This is a genomic window from Rathayibacter sp. Leaf248, assembly GCF_920939495.1.
Taxonomy (GTDB): Bacteria; Actinomycetota; Actinomycetes; order Actinomycetales; family Microbacteriaceae; genus Rathayibacter; species Rathayibacter caricis.
Window position 1 is genome coordinate 1,647,568 of the sequence record NZ_CAKLAV010000001.1, and the last position, 22,534, is coordinate 1,670,101.

Sequence of the window (22,534 nt, forward strand, 5' to 3'; positions counted from 1 at the left end):
TCGTTGAAGCGACAACCTTTTGCCTCGTCCCGGCGTCAGATCACGTCGTCGGACAGTGCGATCGGATTCCCGAACCGGTGGTTCGTGATCGAGATCGACTGCTCGCGGAGGAACGGCAGCAGCTCCACCCGGCCCGAGGGGGTGACGGGGTTCGCGAAGATCGCGACGTCCGGAGCGCCGCCGAGCGCCTCGGCGAGCGCCGACGCGAGCGGGATCCTCGACCCGTCGGCCCGCTGCAGCGGGATCGGCTTGCCGGTGCTGCCGCGCGTCATGCCGGTGACCACGTCGGTGAAGGATCGGGTGGCGTTGCGCGCGTCGACGGTCGCCGCCGTGTCCGGCCCGAGCGAGGGCCCGGTCCGGCCCTGCGGACCGGCGAAGGCGTCGACCCGGTCCGACACGATGTCGCCGACGATGCGGATGCGCGACGCCGTGATGCGCCCGGCCGCCGCGCGCGCCAGCCACTGCGCGTCGGACTCGACGACCACCTTCGGCACCAGTCCGGCCATCTCGGCCAGCTCGTCGCCACCGAGCATCTCGAGCACGCGCGGCGGCAGCGGGATCGACGTCGAGATGTCCATCCGCGACCGCGTCAGCAGGCCGGCGGCCACCACCCGGAGCAGCTCCCCCAGGTCGCCGCCGTCGGCCAGGCGCAGCGCGATCGGCACGCGCAGGTAGCGGAACAAGTTCCGCTCCACGCCGATCTTCGAGACGTCCGTCACCACTCCGAACTCCGTCGACCAGGCCAGCTGGTCCGAGAGCGCGGAGCGGCGCAGCAGGTCGAACTGCTCGTACTGCAGCGACGACTGCGCGGCCTCGATGAACTGGCGGGCCCGGTCGTCCAGTCCGCGCAGGTGCAGCGTCGAGGACGGGCGGGCGGGCGAGGGCTTCCACGACCCGAGGCCGATCAGGTGGTTCGGGCCGCCCGCCTTCGAGCCGCCGCCGACCGACGAGCGCTTCCAGCCGCCGAAGGGCTGTCTGCGCACGATCGCGCCGGTGATCCCGCGGTTGACGTACAGGTTGCCCGCCTCGACCGAGTCGAGCCAGAGGGCGAGCTCGTCGGAGTGCAGGGAGTGCAGCCCGGCGGTCAGACCGTAGTCGGTCGCGTTCTGCATCCGGATCGCGTCCTCGAGCGTCATCGCGTGCATGATCCCGAGCACCGGTCCGAAGAACTCGGTCAGGTGGAAGTAGCTGTTCTCGCCGACTCCCTCGCGCACGCCCGGCGACCACAGCCTGCCCGTGACGTCCAGGCGCCTCGGCTCGACGAGCCAGGACTCCCCGCCGCCGAGGGTGGTGAGCGCGTGGGCGAGCTTCCCGGTCGGCGCCTCGATCAGCGGGCCCATCGCCGCCGCGGGGTCGTCGGGATACCCGACGCGGAGCGACGTGACCGCGTCGACGAGCTGCGCGCGGAACCGCTTCGAGCGGGCGACCGAGCCCACGACGATCACCAGCGAGGCGGCCGAGCACTTCTGGCCCGCGTGGCCGAAGGCGCTCTTCACGATGTCGGCCACCGCGAGGTCGTAGTCGGCGTGCGGAGTGACGACGATCGCGTTCTTCCCGCTCGTCTCGGCGACCAGCGGCAGGTCCGGGCGCCAGGAGCGGAAGAGCTTCGCGGTGTCGTAGGAGCCGGTGAGGATCACGCGGTCGACCAGCGGATCGGTGATGAGCGCACGGCCCAGGGACTCCTCGTCGAGGTCGACGAGGGCGAGCAGGTCCTGCGGGACCCCGGCGTCCCAGAGCGCCTCGACCAGGACGGCGGCCGAGCGGCGGGCCTGCGGGGCGGGCTTCAGCACGACTCCGGACCCCGCGGCGAGCGCCGCGAGCACCGAGCCGGCCGGGATCGCCACCGGGAAGTTCCACGGCGGGGCGACGACGGTGACCCGGGCGGGAACGAAGGTCGCGCCGGTGATCGCGTCGAGCTCGCGCGCCCGGGTCGCGTAGTAGTGCGCGAAGTCGATCGCCTCCGAGACCTCGGGATCTCCCTCGGCGAGGGTCTTGCCCGTCTCGGAGGCCATGACCTCGAGCAGGCGGTCGCGGTTGGCGGCGATCGCGAGCCCTGCGCGGTCCAGGATCGCGGCGCGGTCGTAGCCCAGGCGCTCGCCCCAGCGCTCGGCACGTCGGCCGACCGCGCGCAGGAGCTCCTGCAGCGCCTCGGGCGAGGTGATCCGCGCGGCATCGGCGGTCGCGGTGCCGATGGTCGAGGCGGCGATCCGGTCGGTGATCAGGCGGGCCCAACGGCGGTTGCCGGGCAGGGACGGATCCGTGTCGGGTTCGTTGCGGAAGCCGGCGGTCGCCGCGGCGGCACTTGATCCTCGGCTGAGCCCGAGCACGGCCTGGGTCAGCCCCTCCGCCGCCGGGTCCAGCGCGTGCTCGCCCGCGCCCGCATGCTCCTGCACGAGGCGCAGGCCCGAGCCGGAGGACCACTCCCGCAGCCGGTCCTGCGTGCGGTTCGGACGCGGCACGCGGTCGTCGAGCGCCTCGAGCGAGACGCGGAAGCGCTCGAGCTCGCGCTGGAACACGGTCTCGTCCTCGAGCTCGAACACCGCCGAGAGGAAGTTGTCCGGGCTCGAGTTCTCCTCCAGGCGCCGGATGAGGTACGAGATCGCGACGTCGAACTCGCCCGGGTGGACGACGGGCGTGTAGAGCAGCAGGCGCCCGACGTCCTCGCGGATCGCCCGCGCCTGGCCCGTCGCCATGCCCAGCAGCATCTCGATGTCGACCGCGTCGACCACTCCGCGGTCGTTCGCGAGGAGCCAGGCGAACGCGACGTCGAAGAGGTTGTGCCCCGCCACTCCGATCCGCACCGCGTCGGTGCGCTCGGGGTCGAGCGCCCAGTCGAGCACGCGCTTGTAGTTCGTGTCGGCCTCGGCCTTGCTGCCGACCGTGGCGAGCGGCCAGTCGTGGATCGCCGCGTCGACCCGCTCCATCGGCAGGTTCGCGCCCTTCACGACGCGCACCTTGATCGGCGCACCGCCCCGGGCCCGCCGCGCGGCGGCCCAGGAGGTGAGCCGCTGCAGCACGCCGAGGGCGTCGGGGAGGTAGGCCTGGAGCACGATGCCGGCCTCGAGCTCGAGGAGGTTCGGGTGGTCGAGCAGGCGCTGGAAGACGGCGACCGTCAGGTCGAGGTCGCGGTACTCCTCCATGTCGAGGTTGATGAAGGTGGGGGTCGGGCTCATCGCCGCGGCCTCGTACAGCGGAGTGAGCCGCTCGACGACCCGCTCGACGGCGTCCTCGAACGCCCACATCGACAGCTGGCTCGCGATGCTCGAGACCTTGATGCTGACGTAGTCGACGTCGTCGCGCTCGAGGAGCCTGCGGGTGCCCTCGAGCCTCCGCAGCGCCTCGCGCTCACCGAGCACCGCCTCGCCGAGCAGGTTCAGGTTCAGCCGGTCGCCGCCCTCGCGCAGCTTCGCGATCGACGCGCCGAGCCGGGCGTCGGAGGCGTCGACGACCAGGTGCGCGACGAGCTGCCGCAGCACGCGCCGCGCCGCCGGTACGACGACCCACGGGAGCACGGGTCCGACCGCTCCTCCGGTGGCGACGGCCGCGCGCAGCCAGGAGGGGAGGAACGCGGGGGTCCTGGAGGTGAGCGCCGACAGGTTCTCCGCGGCGACCGAGACGTCCTCCGGTCGTGCGACGCCGTCGACGAAGCCGACGGTGAAGTCGAGGCCGTCGGGGTCCTGCAGCACCCCGGCGAGCCGCTGCGCGGCCGGGTCGGGCTCGAAGGCGCGGCTGCGCTCGAGCCAGCGCCGCGCCAGCGTCTCGACGCGCGCGATCATCGGCTCGGGGTCGTTCCCGGGTACGGCTGGGGACTCCGACTGCTCCATGCCACGAGGCTATGCCCGAGTCGGCATGCAGGCGGTGCGTGTCGTCGCGCCTCTGGGAAGACTCCCGAACCCGGGTCCGTCCGGTGGACGCCGGAGCGGGCGCGCGGGACGATGGGCGCACCCGACCGCTCCCGCTCCTGATCGGAGATCCGATGGATCCGCTGCCCGTCCCGCAGGGCGCGATGATCGCCGCCCAGGCCCTCATCGACAGCACCGCCGCGTTCGACGGGGAGGCGACCGGGCCGATGAACCGCGCCGTGCTCGAGCGCGCCCTCAGCCCCATCGAGGAGGGCGTGGTCGACCTCGACGGCGTGGTCGTGCCGACGGCGTCCGACGTCGCCGGCGCCTCGGTCATCTGCCTGACCTGGCTGACCGGCCGGCTCGCGGAGTCGAGCGGCCGCTCCACGGAGGAGATCCTGTTCTCCCTCCGCGAGTTCGTCGCCCAGGCGCTGCGCACCGACGACGCCTGAGCCGTTCCGGACTCGCGCCCCGCCGCCCGGCCGACCACACTGGCCTGCATGGCGCGAAGCACAGCCCGACGCGATCGGCACCGTCCCCGCGATGCTCAGGACCGCGAGCGCAGCGGCACCGCGCCGGGTCCCCGCGCACCGCGCACCCCGTCCGACGCCGCGGTCGACGTGGTCGTCGTCGGCGCGGGGCACAACGGGCTCGTCGCCGCGGCCTACCTCGCGCAGGCGGGGCTCGACGTCCTCGTCCTCGAGCGGAGCGAGCACACGGGCGGCGCCGCCGTGTCCGAGTCCCCGTTCCGCGGCGTGGAGGCGCGGCTCAGCCGCTACTCGTACCTGGTGAGCCTCCTGCCGCGCGCGATCCTCGACGACCTGCGGATCGACGTGCCGCTCGTGCGCCGCCGCTACTCCTCCTACACGCCCGATCCCGTCGATCCGAGTCGCGGCCTGCTGGTCGACACGCAGGACCGGGAGGCGACGGCCGCGTCCTTCGCCCGGCTCGGCTCGCCGGAGGACGCCGAACCGTTCGCCGAGTTCTCACGCCGCACCGGCCGGATGGCCGCGGCGCTCTGGCCGACCCTCACCCAGCCCCTCCTGCGCCGGAGTGAGGCGCGGCGGCTGGTCGGCGACGACTCCGTCTGGCACGCGATGATCGAGCGGCCGATCGGCGAGGTCATCGAGAAGAGCATCGCGAACGACCTCGCGCGCGGGGTCCTGCTGACCGACGCGCTCATCGGCACCTTCGCGGGCGCCGCGGACGCGGGACTCGCACAGAACCGCTGCCTGCTCTACCACGTGATCGGCCAGGGCACCGGCGACTGGGACGTCCCGGTCGGCGGGATGGGCTCCGTCTCGGGCGCCCTGGACCGGGCCGCGCGGGACGCCGGAGCGAGGATCCTGACCGGCGCCGAGGTGACCGCGATCGGGGCGGACGGCGAGGTCGTCTACCGCCGCGGTCCGCGCAGCCGCCGCGTCCGCGCCCGGCACGTGCTCTCGAACGTCGCGCCGTTCGTGCTCGACGCCCTGATGGGCGGCACGTCCGGCGTCGGAGCGGAGCGCCCCGAGGGATCGCAGGTGAAGGTCAACCTGGTGCTGCGGCGCCTCCCGCGGCTGCGCGACGAGAGCGTCGCGCCCGAGGCGGCCTTCGGCGGCACCTTCCACGTGAACGAGGGCTGGGACGCGCTCGAGACCGCTCACCGGGCCGCGGCGACGGGGCGCACCCCCGAACCGATCCCGTGCGAGATCTACTGCCACTCCCTCACCGACCCCACGATCCTCTCGCCCGAGCTCGCCGCCTCGGGCGCGCACACCCTCACCGTCTTCGCCCTGCACACCCCCGACCGCTGGCTGACCGCCGAGAACAACGCGGCGACCCGCGAGCGCCTGCAGGAGGAGATCCTCGACTCGATCGACTCGGTGCTCGCCGAGCCGATCCGCGACCTGCTGCTGCAGGACGCCGACGGCGAGCCCTGCATCGAGACGCGCACCACGCACGATCTCGAGCAGAGCCTCGGCCTGCCCGGCGGCAGCATCTTCCACGGACCGCTGGCGTGGCCCTTCGCCGAGGACGACGACCCGCTCGACACCCCCGCCCAGCGCTGGGGCGTCGCGACGGCGCACCCCCGCATCCTCGTCTGCGGAGCGGGAGCGCGCCGCGGCGGAGGAGTCTCGGGGCTCGGCGGGCACAACGCGGCGATGGCGGTGCTGGAGGAGCGCGGCGCCTAGGCGTCCCGGCCCGGTCAGTGGCCGCGGTGGTCCTGGATCGTCATCCGCGGGCCATGGCGGGGCTTCCTCGCGCCGCTGCAGCCGATCAGCCGGATGATGCGCTGGCGGTTCCCGCGCCACGGCTCGAGCAGCTCCAGCATCCCGTCGTCGTCGACGCCCAGCCGCCCCGTCAGGGCGAAGCCCACGGCGGCGGCGAGGTGGTAGTCGCCGACGCTGACCGCGTCGGGATCGCCGTGCGCCCGCATCATGACCTCGGCCGCCGTCCAGGCGCCGATGCCGGGAACCGAGCGCAGACGCGACTCGACCTCCGCTCCCCCGCGGCCGAGGGAGAGGGTGCGCTCGAGGCCCGAAGCGACGAGCGCGGCGGTCAGCAGCGTGCGCGAGCGCCGCGGATCGACACCGGCCCGGTGCCACTCCCACGACGGGATGCGGCGCCACTGCTCGGCCGTGGGCGCCGCGTGCAGGGCGACGGGGCCCGGAGCGACCTCGCCGTAGCGGCGCACGAGCGTGCGGTAGGCGCGCCACGCCTCCGTGCTGGTGACCTTCTGCTCGAGGATCGAGGGCGCCAGCATCTCGAACACCAGCCCGGCGCGGGCGAGCCGCAGGCCCTCGACGCGGCGCAGCACCTCGGCGAGCGGGCGGTGGGAGGAGAGGTCGAGCCCGCTCCAGTCGTCGCCGTGCCCGAGCAGCTCCGGCACCTGGTCGATCAGCCACTCGGCGCCCTCGCCCCAGGCGCGCGCGTGCACCGCGCCGTCGGCCGCCTGCACGAGGTGCAGCGTGCCTGCGCCCCGCGGCGTGCGGAACGCCTTCCAGAACCCGGAGGCGTCGATCAGCATGGTCGGATCGCCCGTGCCGCGCAGCAGCGTCCGCACGGTGAGCGCGAGGCTCACCGGCACGGCCGGCGCGTAGACCGTGGCCCGGGCGGGCACCGGAGCGGGAGGGGCGGAGGTCACGCAGCGATGGTAATCGCGGCCTCCGACAGAGCCTCCGGCAACACCGCCCGGCGTTCCTCCGGTGACAGGTCTTCGGAGCCGCGGCCCCGCCGGATTGGACCAGGACCGATGACCACATGCGCAATCTTTTCTCTCCGATTCCGCTGGTCAGCACCGCATTCGCGGGCGTAGCTTCACGCTGTCGCGACGGCGCGTTGAGTCGTCCGGCATCCCGCCTATCACTGGAGATGCGCACATGTTCGACACTTCCTTCATCCGCAACGCGATCGTCAAGAGCTCGGAGACCGCTCTCGACCGTCGCCGCTTCTTCGAGGCCACCGGCATCGCCGGCCTGGGCATCGGAGCGGCCGCCCTCGCCGCCCCCGCGGCCTCCGCCGAGGAGGTCGCTGCCAGCGGCCCCAGCGACGCCTCGATCCTCAACTTCGCCCTCAACCTCGAGTACCTGGAGGCCGAGTTCTACCTCCGCGCCGTCTACGGCACCGGCCTCGGCGGCTCGGACGTGACCGGCAAGGGCACCCCCGGCGGCGTCATCGGCGGCCGTCCCGTGCAGTTCAAGACCCCGTGGCTCAAGAGCTTCGCCACCGAGGTCGCGAACGACGAGAAGGCGCACGTCAAGTTCCTCCGCGCCGCGCTGGGCACGGCCGCGGTCGCCCGCCCGGCGATCGACCTCCGGTCCAGCTTCAACGCCGCCGCAGCCGCGGCCGGCGTGATCCCGGCCGGTGGCACGTTCGATCCCTTCGCGAGCGAGGCGAACTTCCTGCTCGGCGCCTTCGTCTTCGAGGACGTCGGAGTGACGGCGTACAAGGGTGCCGCGCCGCTCATCCAGTCGAAGACGTACCTGGACGCCGCCGCGGGCATCCTCGCGGTGGAGGCGTACCACGCGGGCGCGATCCGCTCGGCCATCTACGCGGCGGACCTGTCCGACCCGGCGAACAAGCTCTCGAACGCGCGCGACAGCCTCGACGGGAAGAGCGACCTCGACCAGGGAGTGAAGGTCGACGGGCAGACGAACATCGTCCCCACCGACAAGAACTCGATCGCCTTCAGCCGCACCCCCGGCGAGGTCCTGAACATCGTGTACCTCACCCCCAAGGCCTCGCGCGTCGGCGGATTCTTCCCCCGCGGCGTCAACGGCACCCTGAACACCAGCAAGGCCAACTAGTTCCCCACGCGACGGGCCCTTCCTCGAGGCGGCGAGGAGGGGCCCGTCGTCGCGTCCGGGACCCGGACCGGCCAGTGGGGTGCGCCGGTCGCTCCGTCGTCCTCTACTCTGAGCGGGTGAAGATCGGGATCCTGACCTCCGGGGGCGACTGCCCCGGCCTCAACGCCGTCATCCGCGGTGCCGTGTACAAGGGCATCAAGGTGTACGACCAGGAGTTCGTGGGCTTCCGCGGCGGCTGGCGAGGAGTGGTCGACGGCGACCTGATGCCGCTCGAGCGCTCCGACATCCAGGGCATCGCGAAGCAGGGCGGCACGATCCTCGGCACGAGCCGGACGAACCCCTTCGAGGGCCCGAACGGCGGCCCCGAGAAGATCGCCGCGATGATGGAGAGCAACGGCATCGACTCGATCATCGCGATCGGCGGCGAGGGGACCCTCGCCGCAGCGAAGCGGCTGACCGACGCGGGCCTCAAGATCGTCGGCGTCCCCAAGACGATCGACAACGACCTCGGCGCCACCGACTACACCTTCGGCTTCGACACCGCCGTCGGCATCGCGACCGACGCGATGGACCGGCTCCGCACGACCGGCGACTCGCACGGCCGCTGCATGGTGGCCGAGGTCATGGGCCGCCACGTCGGCTGGATCGCGCTGCACTCCGGCATGGCCGCGGGCGCGCACGTCATCCTCATCCCCGAGAAGCGCACCTCGATCGACCAGATCGTCGAATGGGTGCAGAGCGCGCAGGACAGAGGGCGCGCGCCGCTCGTCGTCGTCGCCGAGGGCTTCTCCCTCGACACCATGGACGACGCACACTCCGAACGCGGACTCGACGCCTTCGGCCGCCCGCGCCTGGGCGGCATCGGCGAGATGCTCGCCCCGATGATCGAGGAGCGCACGGGCATCGAGACCCGCGCGACCACGCTCGGCCACATCCAGCGCGGAGGGACGCCCACGGCGTTCGACCGGGTCCTCGCGACCCGCCTGGGCATGGCCGCGATCGACTCCGTCGTCGCCGAGCACTGGGGCCGGATGGTGGCCCTGCGCGGCACGGACATCTACCACGTCGGCTTCGCCGAGGCCCTCGGCACCCTCAAGACCGTGCCGGACTCCCGGTACGAGGAGGCGCGCACGCTCTTCGGCTGAGCGGCGCGCCCCTCGGGCGGCTCAGCCCTTCGCGCCGTCCGGCGTCGCCGTGGCGACGATCTGCGCGCGGCCCAGCGTGTGGAAGTGCACGTTGAAGCCCAGGATCGCGGGCGTCGACTCCGGATCGAGGTCGAGCCGCTCGACGTCGAGGGCGTGCACGACGAAGAAGTAGCGGTGCTCGCGGTCCGGCGGTGCCGCTCCGATGAACTGCCGCAGCCGCATCTCGTTGGGCAGCGTCTGCGCCCCGGGCGGCAGGAGCTCGAAGCCGGCGGCGCCGGCGCCGGTCGGCAGCTCGGCCGTGTCGGCGGGCAGGTTGTAGAGCGCCCAGTGCCAGAAGCCGGAGCCGGTCGGTGCATCGGGATCGAAGACCGTCACGGCGAAGCTCTTCGTCCCCTCGGGCGCTCCCGACCAGGCCAGGTGCGGCGAGACGTCCTCGCCGCCCGAGCCCTCGCCGTAGTGGCGGGCATCCAGCGGGGCGCCGTCGGCGATGTCGTCGCTGGTCAGCGCGAAGGAGGGCACCTCTCCGAGGCGGGCGTAGGGGTCGTAGTTCCAGTCGGACATCCGGTTCTCCGTTCGGACGGGGTGACCCGCGATCGCGGGCCCTCTCCAGCGTACGAACGCCCGCGACGAGGGCCAGGGCTTGCGGAGCGGGTGCTCAGGAACCGAGGTAGCGGCCGGGCCGGTGGTTGAAGGCGAGCACGAGGTTGAGCACCACGACGCCGGCGGCCGAGATCAGCACGTTCACCGGCGGCACGACGAGCAGCGCGGCGACCACCACGCACGCGTCCAGCGCCATCATCACGTAGCCGGCCCGCCAGCCGAGCCGCTCCTGCGCGATCAGCGCGACGATGCTGAAGCCGCCCAGGCTCGAGCCGTGCCGGAAGAGGATCAGCAGCCCGATGCCCGCGAGCACGTCGCCGGTGATCACTCCGTAGACCGGCTCGATGCTGAGGGCGCCGAAGGCGAGCGGATGCAGCCCCGCCAGCACCGAGACGAGCACGATCGAGAACATGGTGCGCAGGGTGAAGCGCCAGCCCTTCTTCCACAGCGACAGCGCGAGGAACGGGATGTTGACGACCACCAGGATCACGCCGAACGGGATCGGCAGCGGATAGCCCAGCAGCAGCGCGAGTCCCGCGGTGCCGCCCGTCACAGCCTCGCTCGCGCGCAGGAGGAACAGGCCCAGCGAGACGACGAACGCCCCGGTCACGAGTCCGAAGACGTCCTCGATCCGGGAGTGCGGCACGGTGGCGGAGGCGTCGGTCACCCGCCGATGCTGCCACAGCCGTGTTGCGGCGCCGTTTCGCGCGGTGGCGGCGCCTCGTAGGATGTGCCGGTGCTGCCGAAGATCCTCCTGTTCTACCGCTTCGTGCCGCTCGCCGACCCCGAGGCGATCCGCCTGTGGCAGCGCGAGCTGTGCGAGTCGCTCGGGCTGCGCGGGCGGCTGATCGTCTCGAAGGACGGCCTGAACGGCACGCTCGGCGGCGAGATGGGCGCGCTGAAGAAGTACGCGCGCCGGACGAAGGAGCATCCCGCGTTCCGCGGCATGGACGTGAAGTGGAGCGCCGGCACCGGGCTCGACGAGGACGGCGCCAGCCTCGACTTCCCCGGTCTCTCGGTGAAGGTGCGCGACGAGATCGTCTCGTTCGGCGCACCCGACGAGCTGCGGGTCGACGCGGACGGCGTGGTCGGCACCGGGACGAGACTGCAGCCCGACGAGCTCGACGCGCTGGTCGCCGAGCGCGACGACGTCGTCTTCTTCGACGGCAGGAACTCCTTCGAGGCCGAGATCGGCCGCTTCGACGGCGCGGTCGTCCCGGGGGTCGCGAGCACGCGCGACTTCGTCGAGCAGCTCGACTCCGGGGTCTACGACCACCTCAAGGGGCGGCCGATCGTGACGTACTGCACCGGAGGCATCCGCTGCGAGGTGCTCTCGAGCCTGATGACCGCGCGGGGATTCGGCGAGGTGTACCAGCTCGACGGCGGGATCGTCCGCTACGGCGAGGCGCGACGCGACTCCGGACTATGGCGCGGAGCGCTCTACGTCTTCGACGGCCGCGGCTCGCTGACCTTCTCGCCCGACGCCGAGGTGCTGGGCCGCTGCGCGGGCTGCGCCGCGCCGACCAGCCGGATGCGCAACTGCCTCGATCCCTCCTGCCGCACGCAGCTGGTGGTGTGCGGGGAGTGCGACGAGCTCTTCTGCGCGGTGCACGGAGGCACCCCTAGTCTCGGGGCATGAGCATCGAAGCGCGCGGACGCACCCTCGTCGACCTCCACACCGACCCCGAGCTGCTGAGCGTGGTGAACGTCTGGGACGCCGTCTCGGCGACCACGATCGCCGCGCTGCCCGCGACCCGGGCGCTCGCCACCGCGAGCCACTCCATCGCCGCGTCGTTCGGCTACGAGGACGGCGAGCGGATCCCGCTGGACCTGCACCTGGGCATGATCGCGCGCATCGTCGCCGCGGTCGAGGTCCCCGTCTCGGCCGACCTCGAGGCGGGCTACGGCGACGCCGGCGAGACCGTGCGCCGGGCGATCGAGGTGGGCGTCGTCGGCGCGAACCTCGAGGATCAGGCGAAGCCGCTGCCGGAGGCTCTGCGCGCCGTCGAGAAGGCGGTCGCGGCGGCCGAGGCCGAGGCGGTGCCCTTCGCGCTGAACGCCCGGACCGACGCGTTCCTCCGCGCGGGCGAGCGGGACCGCTCCGAGGTCCTCGCTGACGCCGTCGAGCGCGGCCGCGCCTACCTCGACGCCGGGGCCACCTGCTTCTTCGTGCCGGGTCTCCTCCAGGACGCCGAGATCGAGGCGCTCGTCGCCGCACTCGGCCGGCAGCGGATCAGCGTGATCGGCGTCCCCGGGTCGCAGTCCCCCGCCCGCTTCGAGGAGCTGGGCGTCGCCCGGATCTCGTACGGGCCGTGGACGCAGCGCGTGGCGCTGACCGCCCTGCAGGACGCGGCGAGCGCGCTCTACGAGGGCGGCTCCCTGCCCGAGGGGACGCGCGCGCTGAACTGAGCGATCGGGCGGACTGAGTGATCGGGCGGGACGGCGACCGCGTCCCGGGCGTAGCGTGGGCCCATGTACCGAGCCATCGTCGTCGAGCAGCATGACGCCTCCGACACCGACACCCCGAACCGCGCCGCGCTGATCGAGCGCGACGAACCCGATCGGTCGCACGGCGACGTGGTGATCGCGGTGGAGTACTCGAGCGTCAACTACAAGGACGCCCTCGCGCTCGCCGGGCGGCCCGGAGTCGTCCGGCGACCGCCGCTGGTGGCCGGGATCGACCTCGTCGGCACCGTCGAGTACGCGGACGGCGCGGCGGCCGAGCGCTTCGACTCCGGCGACCGGGTCGTGCTCACCGGCGCCGGCCTCGGCGAGCGCGTGGACGGCGGGCTCGCCGAGCGCGCCCGGGTCGACTCCGCCTCGCTGCTGCGTCTGCCGGGGGCGATCTCGTCGGCCCGGGCCGGCGCGATCGGCACGGCCGGGTTCACCGCAATGCTGGCGGTGCTCTCGCTCGAGAAGCACGGCGTCCGCCCCGGCTCCGGTCCCGTCCTGGTGACGGGCGCGGCGGGAGGGGTCGGCTCCCTCGCCGTCGCCCTGCTCGCGCGCCTCGGCCACGAGGTCGTGGCGTCGTCGGGTCGAGCGGTCGAGGAGGGCGACTTCCTGCGCCGCCTCGGGGCCGCCGAGGTGATCGACCGCGCGGAGCTGCAGGAGGCGGGGAAGCCGCTGCAGTCCGAGCGCTGGGCCGGGGCGGTCGACTCCGTCGGCTCGCACACGCTCGCGAACGTGCTCGCGCAGACCCGCCGGGGCGGCGCGGTCGCCGCGTGCGGACTCGCGCAGGGGGCCGACCTGCCGACGACGGTGATGCCGTTCATCCTGCGCGGAGTGACGCTCGCGGGGGTCGACTCGGTCGAGGCGCCGCGGAAGCTCCGCGAGGAGGCCTGGCGCAGGCTGGCGCACGACCTCGACCTCGAGCTGCTGGACGGGCTCACCTCGACGGTGTCGCTGAGCGGCGCGCTCGACATCGCCGGGGACGTGCTCGCCGGGAAGGTGCGCGGGCGCACGCTCGTCGACGTGCGGGCCTGATCCGCCGGCTCCCGATCGCACCGCGGCCGGTAACCGCGTCGAAACAGCGCCTGCGTAGGTTCGGCCCATGACTGCAGTCGACAAGAGCGCCGCCGGACTCGGCGAGCGCCAGTACCACATCGGGATCGCACCGGGAGAGGTCTCGACCGTCGCCCTCCTCCCGGGCGACCCGTTCCGCGTCCCGATGATCGCCGAGTTCCTCGAGGACGTGCGCGAGATCGCGCACAACCGCGAGCACCTCACGATGACGGGGACCTACAAGGGCCATCCGATCACCGCGACGAGCACCGGGATGGGCTGCCCCTCGACCGCGATCGCGGTGGAGGAGCTCGCGCGGGTCGGAGTGACCTCGTTCATCCGCGTCGGGAGCTCGGCGGCGACGCAGCGCGGCATCGAGCCGGGCGCGCTGCTGGTGAGCGAGGGGACGCTGCGCAACGACGGCACGAGCGCGGCGTACGCGCATCCGGGCTTCCCCGCGGTGCCCGATCTGGCGCTCACCTCGGCGCTGCTGGAGGCCACACGCGAGATCGCCGACCGGGAGGGAGTGCCGGTGCACTCCGGCATCAACGCGAGCGACGACGCGTTCTACGCTGAGACTCCGGAGTGGATCGCGACGCTCGAGCGGCACGGGGTCCTGAACGTCGAGATGGAGTCGAGCGCGCTGTACGTCGTCGCGCGGCTGCGCGGGCTCCGGGCGGGCATGGTCTGCGCGTGCTCCAGCAACCTGGTCGACGGAGCGAGCCTCTACTCGGGCACGAAGGACCGGCTGGCGCAGGGCTGGCGGCTGAGCATCGAGGCGGCACTCGAGACGGCGGTGCGGCTGAAGCTCTGAGGGCCGCTCGCGAGGCCGGAGGCGCTACTCGGCGGCCTCGGTGGCTCCGCTGGGCTCGGCGGAGGCGTGTCCCACGGAGGAGTCGGGGCGCGGGGTGCTGGCGCGGGGCTTCACGGCGGTCGCCTCGGGTGCCTCCGGGGCGGGGGTCTCCGCGGACGCCTTCGCCGCCGGCTTCTTCGCAGCCGGGTTCCTCTTCGCGGCGGGCTTCTTCGCGGGCGCCGGGTCCTCCCCGATCGCCTCGGCCACGGCGGACGTCTCGGCCACCGCCTGCTCCGTGTCGAGCGACGCGTCCTCGGCGGGCGAAGCGGGTGGCACGGCGGGACGGTCCGCGTCGGCCGCGCCGACGGCCTCGGTCTCGCGGGCCGTGGCGGCGTCGTCGGTCGCGGCGAGCCGGGCGGCGGCCTGCTCCGCCACCTCGGGCACCACGACCAGGTCGTCCGTCTCGATGATCGGGATCGCCGCCGTCGTCGGCCCGAGCTGCAGGGCCGCGATGAGCTCAGGGGCGTGCTTCGTGCTGATGATCAGGCGCGACCAGTCCTCGTCGACGAGGTCGAGCACGACGGCCGACGCGGTGCGCTTGATGAGCAGGAAGTCCTTGCCGCCGTGGAACTTCCACGTGCCGGCGGCGATGGTCAGCGGCACGGCGGTGCCCGGGGCGCGGATTCCGCGGACCCAGATCCAGGGATCCTCGGTGACGGTCGCGGAGCGGATGCTCGATCGGTCGATCACGACGTCGCCGCGGTGGAAGGCGAGCAGCCGCTCGGCCCTCGTCAGGCGCAGTTCGAGGCGGTCGGGGAGCACGGTCACGACGGGCATGCCTCTAGTCTGCCCCGAGTCGCGGTGCCGTCGGGGGAACGGATCGTGCGGCCGGTGCGACCATGGTGGGATGCCGATGGACCAGGAGGAGCTGCGCCGGCTCGACGCGCTGCTCGCCGAGCGCCAGGCCGAGGCCCGCAGCGAGGCCGTCCGGCTCGACGAGGCGCTGGCCGAGCTGCTGCTCGCGCGCGGCGACGGCACGGCCGACGACGAGCACGATCCCGAGGGCACCCCGCTGTCGGCGGAGTGGTCGCGGATGGCCGGAGTGCGCGACGCTCTGACGCGGTCCGAGCGCGAGCTGGCCGACGCCCGCCGCCGGATCGGGCAGGGGGCCTACGGCGACTGCCTCCGGTGCGGCCAGCCGATCGGCGCGGAGCGACTCGCTGCGCGCCCGACAGCCGAGCTCTGCATCGACTGCGCGCGCCTCGCCGAACGCGCCCGCTGACCCTCGTGCGCGGGCCACGGATCTGAGGGCGTGCACAGACAGCGGCTCGGGGAAGCGCGGCTGCGTCTGCGAGAGTTCGCAGGTTGTGCCGCCGTGCCCCCACGGCCCGTCGCTCCCCTCTGCGCTCCCCCTCCGCTCGAAAGGCCCCTCCCATGACCGAGACGTCGACCGATCGCGGCGCGACCGGCGCCCCTCCCGCCCCCGACCGGCGCGCGTGGCGCTCGCTGGTCGTCCTGCTGGCGGGCATGTTCATCGCGCTGCTCGACACCACGATCGTCAACGTCGCGCTGCCGACCATCCGCACCACCCTCGACGCCTCCGAGTCGACGCTGTCGTGGATCATCTCGGGCTACGCGCTCGCGTTCGGCCTGGCGCTCATCCCCAGCGGGCGCCTCGGCGACCGCTTCGGCCACAAGTGGGTCTTCGTCAGCGGAGTCGCGCTGTTCACCGTCGCGAGCTTCGCGTGCGGACTCGCTGCCGACGACCTGCAGCTCGTCGTCGCGCGCGTCGTGCAGGGCCTCGCCGGCGGCATGTTCGTGCCGGCCGTCAACGCGTACATCCAGCTGCTCTTCCGCGGACCCGCGCGCGGCAAGGCCTTCGCGATCATGGGCGCCGTCCTCGGCGTCTCGTCGGCGCTCGGGCCGATCGTCGGCGGACTCATCATCCAGGCGTTCGGCGACGAGAACGGCTGGCGCCTGGTCTTCTGGGTCAACCTGCCGATCGGCATCATGACGCTGATCGCCGCGGCACGCCTGCTCCCCGCACGCCGCGAGCTCGAGTCGGGCGATCGCGCACCGAGCGGCGGTGTCGACTGGCTCGGCCTCGTGCTCGTGTCGGGTGGTCTGGTCGCCCTGCTGGTGCCGCTCATCCAGGGCGAGGACGAGGGCTGGCCGCTCTGGACGATCCTCTCGATCGTCAGCGGAGTCGTCCTGCTCGCGGCGTTCGGCGCCTGGGAGGTCCTCTACGTCCGCCGCGGCCGCACTCCCCTCGTGCCCCCGTCGCTGTTCCGCCACCCCGCCTTCACCGGCGGCGTGATCCTGGCGCTGGTCTACTTCGCGGCCTTCACGAGCATCTTCTTCACCATCTCGCTGCTCTGGCAGTCGGGACTCGGGCACACCGCGCTCGAGTCGGGGCTCGTCTCGATCCCCTTCGCGATCGGCAGCATCATCAGCTCGTCGCAGAGCAACCGGATGACCGCGCGGCTCGGCCGCAACGTCCTGGTCATGGGCAGCGGGCTCCTCGCCATCGGCCTCGCCTGGGTGTGGCTCGTGCTCCTCACCGCGACTCCCGACTCGATCACCAACTGGCAGCTGCTCGCTCCGCTGCTGATCGCCGGGCTCGGCAACGGCTTCTTCATCGCCCCGAACGTCCAGTTCATCGTCGCGACCGTCGATCCGCAGGACGCCGGAGCGGCCAGCGGAGTGATCTCGGCCATCCAGCGCATCGGCTCGGCCGTCGGCATCGCCGTGATCGGCAGCGTGCTGTTCGGCGGGCTCGTCATCACCGGGCCGGACACCGTGGCGTCCGGATTCCTCGACGCCGCGGCGCCCGCGATGCTGCTCAGCACGCTGATGGCGGTCGCGGCCTTCGCCCTGGTGTTCGTGCTGCCGAAGTCGGTCTCGCGCCGCTGAGGCCGGAGGGGGCGGCTCGCGCCGTCCCCTCTACGCGCGTGATGCCGCCGCCGCCGCCTTCGCCGCAGCCGGAAGCGCTCGGACGATGCGGTCGACCGCCGCGTCGTCGTGCGCGGCCGAGACGAACCACGCCTCGAACACCGACGGCGGGAGCGAGACTCCGGAGTCGAGCATCGAGTGGAAGAACGCGGGATACCGGAACGCCTCCTGCGCCTGCACCTCGGCGTAGTCGCGGACGGGCCGGCCGAGGTCGGTGAAGACGAAGCTGAACAGGTTGCCCGCCGTCTGCACCGTGTGCGCCACGCCCTCGGCCGACAGCGCCGCCGACACCTCGCGCTGGAGCGTCGCCGCGGTCGCGTCGAGAGCGGCGTAGACCGCGTCGTCGGCGAGCTGCAGGGTGCGGATGCCCGCCGCGACGGCGACCGGGTTCCCCGACAGGGTCCCCGCCTGGTACACCGGGCCCAGCGGAGCGAGATGGTCCATCACGTCCGCGCGCCCGCCGAGCGCGGCGACCGGCATGCCGCCTCCGATGACCTTGCCGAACGTGTAGAGATCGGCGCGGTACGGCGTCTCGGACGACCGGTTCTCGAGTCCCCACCAGCCGCCGGCGCTCACTCGGAAGCCGGTGAGCACCTCGTCCATGATGAGCAGCGAGCCGTTCGCGTGCACCAGCCCGGCGAGGGCCGCGTTGAAGCCCGCCTCGGGAGCGACGACGCCCATGTTGGCGGCCGCGGCCTCGGTGATCACCGCGGCGATCTCGGAGCCGCGCTCGGCGAGGACGGCGCGCACGGCGTCGAGGTCGTTGTAGGGCAGGACGATGGTCTGCGCGGTCGTCGCGGCCGTCACTCCGGCCGAAGCGGGCAGCGACAGGGTCGCGAGACCCGAGCCGGCGTCGGCCAGGAGGCCGTCGGAGTGGCCGTGGTAGTGGCCCGAGAACTTGATCAGCAGGTCGCGGCCGGTGACGCCCCGAGCGAGGCGGATCGCGGTCATCGTGGCCTCGGTGCCCGTCGAGACGAGCCGCAGCTTCTCGATCGGCGACACTCCGCCGGCCGTGATACGCGCCTCGACGAGCTCGGCGAGCTCGGTCTCGGCGGGCGTCGACGCGCCGAAGGAGAGGCCGCGTGCGGCCGCCTCCTGCACCGCCGCGACGACCTCGGGGTGCGCGTGGCCGAGCACGGCCGGCCCCCAGGAGCAGACGAGGTCGACGTACTCGCGGCCGTCGGCGTCGGTGATGTGCGGGCCCGACGCCGAGACCATGAAGCGCGGGGTGCCGCCGACCGAGCGGAACGCTCGGACGGGCGAGTTCACGCCGCCGGGGATCGCGTGGCGGGCACGCTCGTACAGGGTGTCGTTCGCCGAGGTGGTCACGGATCCAGGGTACGCGGGCGGCCCGGGGCGCTCGGGCCGAACGCTCCCGTTCGGACGAGATGCCGAGCTTCGGCGGGCGGATCGCTCGCGATCAGCGCTCGAGCAGATCGCGAGCGATCAGCGCTTCAGCAGATCCCGAGCGATCAGTTCTTCAGCAGATCGCGAGCGATCTCGACCGCCCAGTACGTCAGCACGGCGTCGGCCCCCGCGCGGAGGATCCCCGTCACCGACTCCAGGATCGCCGGCTCGCGCGAGATCCAGCCGTTCGCGGCGGCGGCCTCGATCATCGCGTACTCCCCCGACACCTGGTACGCCCAGACCGGCACGTCCGAGACGGCGGCGACATCGGCCAGCACGTCGAGGTAGCTCATCGCGGGCTTCACCATCACGACGTCCGCGCCCTCGGCGAGGTCGAGCGTCGCCTCACGGAGTCCCTCGCGGCGGTTGGCCGGATCCTGCTGGTACGTGCGGCGATCGCCCTCGAGGGTCGACTGCACCGCCTCGCGGAAGGGCCCGTAGAAGCTCGACGCGTACTTCGCCGAGTAGGCGAGGATCGCCGTGTCGAGATGGCCCGACTCGTCGAGCGCCCCGCGGATCGCGCCGACCTGGCCGTCCATCATCCCCGAGAGGCCGAGCAGGTGGGAGCCGGCCTCGGCCTGGGCGAGCGCCATCTCCTCGTAGCGGAGGAGGGTCGCGTCGTTGTCGACACGGCCGCGCTCGTCGAGCACCCCGCAGTGGCCGTGGTCGGTGAACTCGTCCAGGCACAGGTCGGTCTGCACGACCAGCGCGTCGCCGACCTCCTCGACGACCGCGCGGGTGGCGGCGTTGAGGATCCCGTCGGGATCCGTCGCGCCGGAGCCGACCGCGTCGCGCGTGGTGGGCACACCGAAGAGCATGACGCCGCCGAGACCGGCCTCGGCCGCCTCCGTCACCGCGCCGCGGACGCTGTCCAGCGAGTGGTGCATGACCCCGGGCATCGACCCGATCGGTCGAGCCTCGGTGATGCCCTCCGCGACGAAGAGGGGGAGGACGAGCTGGGCCGGGTGGATGCGGGTCTCCTGCACGAGCCGGCGCATCGCCGGGGTGGTGCGGAGTCGCCGCGGACGGATGGCGGTCATGCCTCCAGCCTAATCCGGCGTGGAGCGGCGGCCGCTGGAGCAGGACATCGGCCGGAAGAGGTCTCAGCCGTCATCGTGGCCGTCGAGGTGGTCCAGGTCCTGTGCCGCTCCTTCCCAGCGTCGAGGGCGCCCGGATCCTCCCCTGACGACGTCCTAGCCGACTTCTGCAGCACACCGGATCGGCAAGGTACCCGCATGCACGAGCTCATACTCCTTCTCCGCTCCGGCGACGGGTTCGCCGCCGCATCCGCCATCGTCTCCGCCGGGATCCCGCGATCAGTGGTCCAGCGCGCTCTCGACGATCGCGCGGTACTCCGCGGCTGGTACGCACTCGCCGATGTGCACCCACTAGAGCTCGCGGCCGTGCGAGCTGGAGGGGTGCTCACATGCGTCGCCCTCCTCCGGCACCTCGGCCTCTGGACGACGGAGCGGCCCCGCCTGCACGTGGCCCTCGGGAGTTCGTCGGTGCACGACCTCCGCCCCGGCGAAGTCGGCCACTGGAGGACCTGGCCCGGACAAGGCCGCCGATCCGCCTCGCAGGACGGGATCGGAGCTGCGATCCTGAACGTCATGACCTGCGCGAGAGAGGACGACGCGATCGCGACCATCGACTCCGCTCTGAACAGCGGCCTGCTGCCTGCGGAGGAGCTCCCTTCGCTCCGGGCGATCGCGCCGATCGGCAAGCAGCTGCTCCTCGACCGGGTCGACGGACGGAGCCGGTCAGGGCTCGAGACGAAGATCCGCGTGAGCACTCGCCGGCTCCGGGTCCAGGTACGCTCGCAGGTCGCGATCCCTCGGGTCGGCCGCGTCGACACCGTCGTCGGTGAACGCCTCGTCCTCGAGAGCGACGGCCACCGCTACCACTCCTCGCTCGAGCAGTTCCACGAGGACCGCCGACGCGATCTCGAGCTCGCCGCCCAGGGCTACCTGTGCCTTCGGCTCGACAACCACCAGATCATGCACGACTGGCCACGAACCGAAGCGGTGATCGTCTCGCTCATCCGGCGACGAGAGCACTTGTGGACCCCGGCACAGAGGCGGCGGCACGAGCTCAGCTGAGATCACTCCTCAGCCACCATCATCGCTGAGCACCGCTTCTGGCTGAGGTTCTGCAGCGGTGCCCTCGAAACGGACCACTCGGCGCCCCAGCAGGAGCCCCGGGCTCAGCGGCTCGCGCGCTCCGTGGCGACGCGGGCGACCGCCTCGATCAGGGAGGACGCCGAGCGCTCGTCGGCGACGACGTCGACGCGCAGGCCCGAGGCGCGGGCGTCCTTCGCGGTCTGCGGGCCGATCGCGGCGACGAGGGTCGATTCCGGGACGGGGCCGAGCTGCTGCTGGACCTGCTCGGCGACGCTGCCCGAGGTGACGAGGATCGCGTGGACCGCTCCGCTCGCCACGTCGTTGACGACCCGGTCCTCGACCGGGACTCCCACCGTGCGGTAGGCGACCACCGAGCGGACGTCGTGGCCGATGCGCTTCAGGCCCTCGGTGAGCAGGGGCTTGGCGATCTCGGAGCGCAGCGTGAGAACGCGGAGCGGGTGCTTCCCTCCGGTCGCCTCCTCCCACTCGGCCAGGAGACCGCGGGCGGAGTTGTCCTCGGACGGCACGAGGTCGACGGCGTAGCCGGCGGCGACGAGGGCGGCGGCGGTGGTCTCGCCGACCGCTGCGATGCGGGTCGACGGCGGCACCGTGGTGCGCAGGAGGGACAGGACGTCGACCGTCGTCGCACTCGTGACGGTCATCCAGTCGAAGGCGCCGCCCTCGAGATCGGCGAGCGCCCGCTCGAGCGCGGGGAAGTCGTCGGTCGGTGCGAAGTTGATCATGGGAGCGACGACGGGCGAGGCTCCCTTGGCGCGGAGAGCTGCGGCGACGCCGTCCCCCCACGGGCCTCCGCGGGGGACGAGGACGCGCCAGCCCTGCAACGGCTTCTCCCACTGGGAGTAGGCGGCGGGCACGATCACGAAGGGGCTCCCAGGGGTGCGAGTTGGGCGGCACCCGCACCGAGAAGCGCGTCAGCGAGCAGAGAGCCGCAACGGAACGCGGCTTCGACGACGGGCAGTTCGCGACCACCATACTGCGAATCCGCCACATGTCGACCTCCGCCGGAGGAACCGTTACCGACCCGCTCCCTCACCTCGCGGGCGAGGGACGCCGATCCGTCCGTCGCGAAGACGACGCCGCTGAGCACGACCTCGTCCCCCTCGACCGCGGCGGTGGCCCCGATCGGAGCGGCGCAGCCGGCCTCCAGCGCGGCCAGGAGGCTGCGCTCGGCGGTGATCGCGGCTCGCGTGGGAGTGTGCTCGACGGCCGCGAGGGCCGCGCGCAGCTCGTCCGACGGCTCCTCGTCGCGCACCTCGATCGCGAGCGCACCCTGACCGGGCGCGTGCGGCGAGACGCCGAAGTCGAGCAGCTCGGTGATCGCCTCCGTGCGACCCAGGCGGCGAAGTCCCGAGTAGGCGAGGACGATCGCGTCCAGTGCGGAGTCGCCGTCCTCGGTCACCCGGCGCAGGCGCGTGTCGATGTTGCCGCGGATGTCCACGATCTCGAGGTCGGGGCGGGCGGCGAGCAGCGCGGCGCGGCGGCGCGGCGATCCCGTGCCCACCCGTGCGCCCGGAGGCAGCGTCGCGAGGGTGCGCCCGTCGCGCGCGCACAGGGCGTCGCGCGGGTCCTCGCGTTCCGGGACGGCCCCCAGGAGGAGGCCGTCGACCGGCGCGGTCGGCAGGTCCTTGAGCGAGTGCACGATCGCGTCGCAGCGCCCCGCGAGCAGGGCGTCGCGCAACGCGCTCACGAAGACCCCGGTGCCGCCGAGGGACGCCAGGGAGCCCTTCATGCGGTCGCCGTCCGACTCGATCCGCACCAGCTCGACGGGCACGCCCGCCGCAGCCGACATGAGGTCGGCCGTCATGCTCGTCTGCGCGACCGCGAGAGCGCTCGCGCGCGTGCCGATCCGGATGCTCATCGAGGG

At 72.9% G+C, this 22,534-nt stretch carries 20 protein-coding genes; 11 read left to right on the forward strand and 9 right to left on the reverse strand.

Going from position 1 to position 22,534, the window contains the following annotated elements; translation table 11 throughout:
- Window positions 1–35: 35 nt before the first annotated feature.
- Window positions 36–3,776, reverse strand: coding sequence for a bifunctional proline dehydrogenase/L-glutamate gamma-semialdehyde dehydrogenase (locus LRG51_RS08070; RefSeq protein WP_442966662.1), 3,741 nt, complete (start codon window positions 3,774–3,776; stop codon window positions 36–38).
- 200 nt (window positions 3,777–3,976) lie between these two features.
- Here LRG51_RS08070 and LRG51_RS08075 point away from each other — a divergent pair, with 200 nt between their 5' ends.
- Both LRG51_RS08075 and LRG51_RS08080 read left to right on the forward strand, forming a co-directional pair.
- On the forward strand, window positions 3,977–4,294 hold the full coding sequence (locus LRG51_RS08075; RefSeq protein WP_146168411.1) for a hypothetical protein: 318 nt from the start codon (window positions 3,977–3,979) through the stop codon (window positions 4,292–4,294).
- Between the two features lie 48 nt (window positions 4,295–4,342).
- Complete coding sequence (locus LRG51_RS08080) at window positions 4,343–6,016, forward strand: phytoene desaturase family protein (protein WP_230672064.1); 1,674 nt, start codon at window positions 4,343–4,345, stop codon at window positions 6,014–6,016.
- 14 nt (window positions 6,017–6,030) lie between these two features.
- Here the strand turns inward: LRG51_RS08080 and LRG51_RS08085 are convergent, their stop codons facing one another.
- Window positions 6,031–6,969 (reverse strand): DNA-3-methyladenine glycosylase family protein, encoded by a 939-nt coding sequence (locus LRG51_RS08085; RefSeq protein WP_230672066.1) that lies wholly within the window; start codon window positions 6,967–6,969, stop codon window positions 6,031–6,033.
- 235 nt (window positions 6,970–7,204) lie between these two features.
- Here LRG51_RS08085 and LRG51_RS08090 point away from each other — a divergent pair, with 235 nt between their 5' ends.
- Window positions 7,205–8,131 carry a ferritin-like domain-containing protein gene (locus LRG51_RS08090; RefSeq protein WP_107574482.1) on the forward strand — a complete coding sequence of 309 codons (927 nt, stop codon included), beginning with the start codon at window positions 7,205–7,207 and terminating at the stop codon, window positions 8,129–8,131.
- Window positions 8,132–8,247: 116 nt separating this feature from the next.
- The gene (locus LRG51_RS08095; protein ID WP_055786505.1) at window positions 8,248–9,276 is read left to right on the forward strand and encodes a 6-phosphofructokinase; all 1,029 of its coding nucleotides are present in this window, start codon (window positions 8,248–8,250) and stop codon (window positions 9,274–9,276) included.
- A 21-nt stretch (window positions 9,277–9,297) separates the two neighbouring features.
- On the opposite strand, the gene LRG51_RS08100 is transcribed toward LRG51_RS08095, so the two are convergent.
- Window positions 9,298–9,837 carry a YbhB/YbcL family Raf kinase inhibitor-like protein gene (locus LRG51_RS08100; protein ID WP_055786501.1) on the reverse strand — a complete coding sequence of 180 codons (540 nt, stop codon included), beginning with the start codon at window positions 9,835–9,837 and terminating at the stop codon, window positions 9,298–9,300.
- 94 nt (window positions 9,838–9,931) lie between these two features.
- Window positions 9,932–10,543, reverse strand: coding sequence for a YitT family protein (locus LRG51_RS08105; RefSeq protein ID WP_230672068.1), 612 nt, complete (start codon window positions 10,541–10,543; stop codon window positions 9,932–9,934).
- A 72-nt stretch (window positions 10,544–10,615) separates the two neighbouring features.
- On the opposite strand from LRG51_RS08105, the gene trhO reads away from it, so the two are divergent.
- The 4 genes from trhO to LRG51_RS08125 all read left to right on the forward strand — a co-directional run bounded on the left by trhO (window position 10,616) and on the right by LRG51_RS08125 (window position 14,191).
- Complete coding sequence (trhO, locus tag LRG51_RS08110; protein ID WP_230673107.1) at window positions 10,616–11,515, forward strand: oxygen-dependent tRNA uridine(34) hydroxylase TrhO; 900 nt, start codon at window positions 10,616–10,618, stop codon at window positions 11,513–11,515.
- Entirely contained in the window at window positions 11,512–12,285 is a 774-nt protein-coding gene (locus LRG51_RS08115) for an isocitrate lyase/PEP mutase family protein (RefSeq protein ID WP_230672070.1), read from the forward strand. The genes trhO and LRG51_RS08115 overlap by 4 nt, the downstream gene beginning before the upstream one ends.
- A gap of 63 nt (window positions 12,286–12,348) precedes the next feature.
- Window positions 12,349–13,359 carry an MDR family oxidoreductase gene (locus tag LRG51_RS08120; protein ID WP_055786486.1) on the forward strand — a complete coding sequence of 337 codons (1,011 nt, stop codon included), beginning with the start codon at window positions 12,349–12,351 and terminating at the stop codon, window positions 13,357–13,359.
- Between the two features lie 67 nt (window positions 13,360–13,426).
- Window positions 13,427–14,191, forward strand: a complete 765-nt coding sequence (locus tag LRG51_RS08125) for a nucleoside phosphorylase (RefSeq protein WP_230672072.1) — start codon at window positions 13,427–13,429, stop codon at window positions 14,189–14,191.
- Between the two features lie 24 nt (window positions 14,192–14,215).
- Here the strand turns inward: LRG51_RS08125 and LRG51_RS08130 are convergent, their stop codons facing one another.
- Window positions 14,216–15,007 (reverse strand): hypothetical protein, encoded by a 792-nt coding sequence (locus tag LRG51_RS08130; RefSeq protein WP_230672074.1) that lies wholly within the window; start codon window positions 15,005–15,007, stop codon window positions 14,216–14,218.
- Between the two features lie 70 nt (window positions 15,008–15,077).
- Between LRG51_RS08130 and LRG51_RS08135 the strand changes: the two genes are divergently transcribed.
- Entirely contained in the window at window positions 15,078–15,452 is a 375-nt protein-coding gene (locus LRG51_RS08135) for a TraR/DksA family transcriptional regulator (RefSeq protein ID WP_230672076.1), read from the forward strand.
- 152 nt (window positions 15,453–15,604) lie between these two features.
- Window positions 15,605–17,083 carry an MFS transporter gene (locus LRG51_RS08140; protein WP_230672078.1) on the forward strand — a complete coding sequence of 493 codons (1,479 nt, stop codon included), beginning with the start codon at window positions 15,605–15,607 and terminating at the stop codon, window positions 17,081–17,083.
- Window positions 17,084–17,113: 30 nt separating this feature from the next.
- Here LRG51_RS08140 and hemL read toward each other — a convergent pair whose 3' ends face one another.
- Window positions 17,114–18,451 (reverse strand): glutamate-1-semialdehyde 2,1-aminomutase, encoded by a 1,338-nt coding sequence (gene hemL / locus LRG51_RS08145; protein ID WP_230672080.1) that lies wholly within the window; start codon window positions 18,449–18,451, stop codon window positions 17,114–17,116.
- 143 nt (window positions 18,452–18,594) lie between these two features.
- The gene (gene hemB, locus LRG51_RS08150) at window positions 18,595–19,569 is read right to left on the reverse strand and encodes a porphobilinogen synthase (RefSeq protein WP_230672082.1); all 975 of its coding nucleotides are present in this window, start codon (window positions 19,567–19,569) and stop codon (window positions 18,595–18,597) included.
- Window positions 19,570–19,764: 195 nt separating this feature from the next.
- On the opposite strand from hemB, the gene LRG51_RS08155 reads away from it, so the two are divergent.
- Window positions 19,765–20,628: an endonuclease domain-containing protein gene (locus LRG51_RS08155; RefSeq protein WP_230672084.1), complete on the forward strand. Its 864-nt coding sequence runs from the start codon at window positions 19,765–19,767 to the stop codon at window positions 20,626–20,628.
- 104 nt (window positions 20,629–20,732) lie between these two features.
- On the opposite strand, the gene LRG51_RS08160 is transcribed toward LRG51_RS08155, so the two are convergent.
- Together LRG51_RS08160 and hemC are read right to left on the reverse strand one after the other, a co-directional pair.
- Window positions 20,733–21,527 carry a uroporphyrinogen-III synthase gene (locus LRG51_RS08160; RefSeq protein ID WP_107575789.1) on the reverse strand — a complete coding sequence of 265 codons (795 nt, stop codon included), beginning with the start codon at window positions 21,525–21,527 and terminating at the stop codon, window positions 20,733–20,735.
- Entirely contained in the window at window positions 21,527–22,528 is a 1,002-nt protein-coding gene (hemC, locus tag LRG51_RS08165) for a hydroxymethylbilane synthase (protein ID WP_107574469.1), read from the reverse strand. Before hemC ends, LRG51_RS08160 begins: the two co-directional genes overlap by 1 nt.
- Window positions 22,529–22,534: the final 6 nt, after the last annotated feature.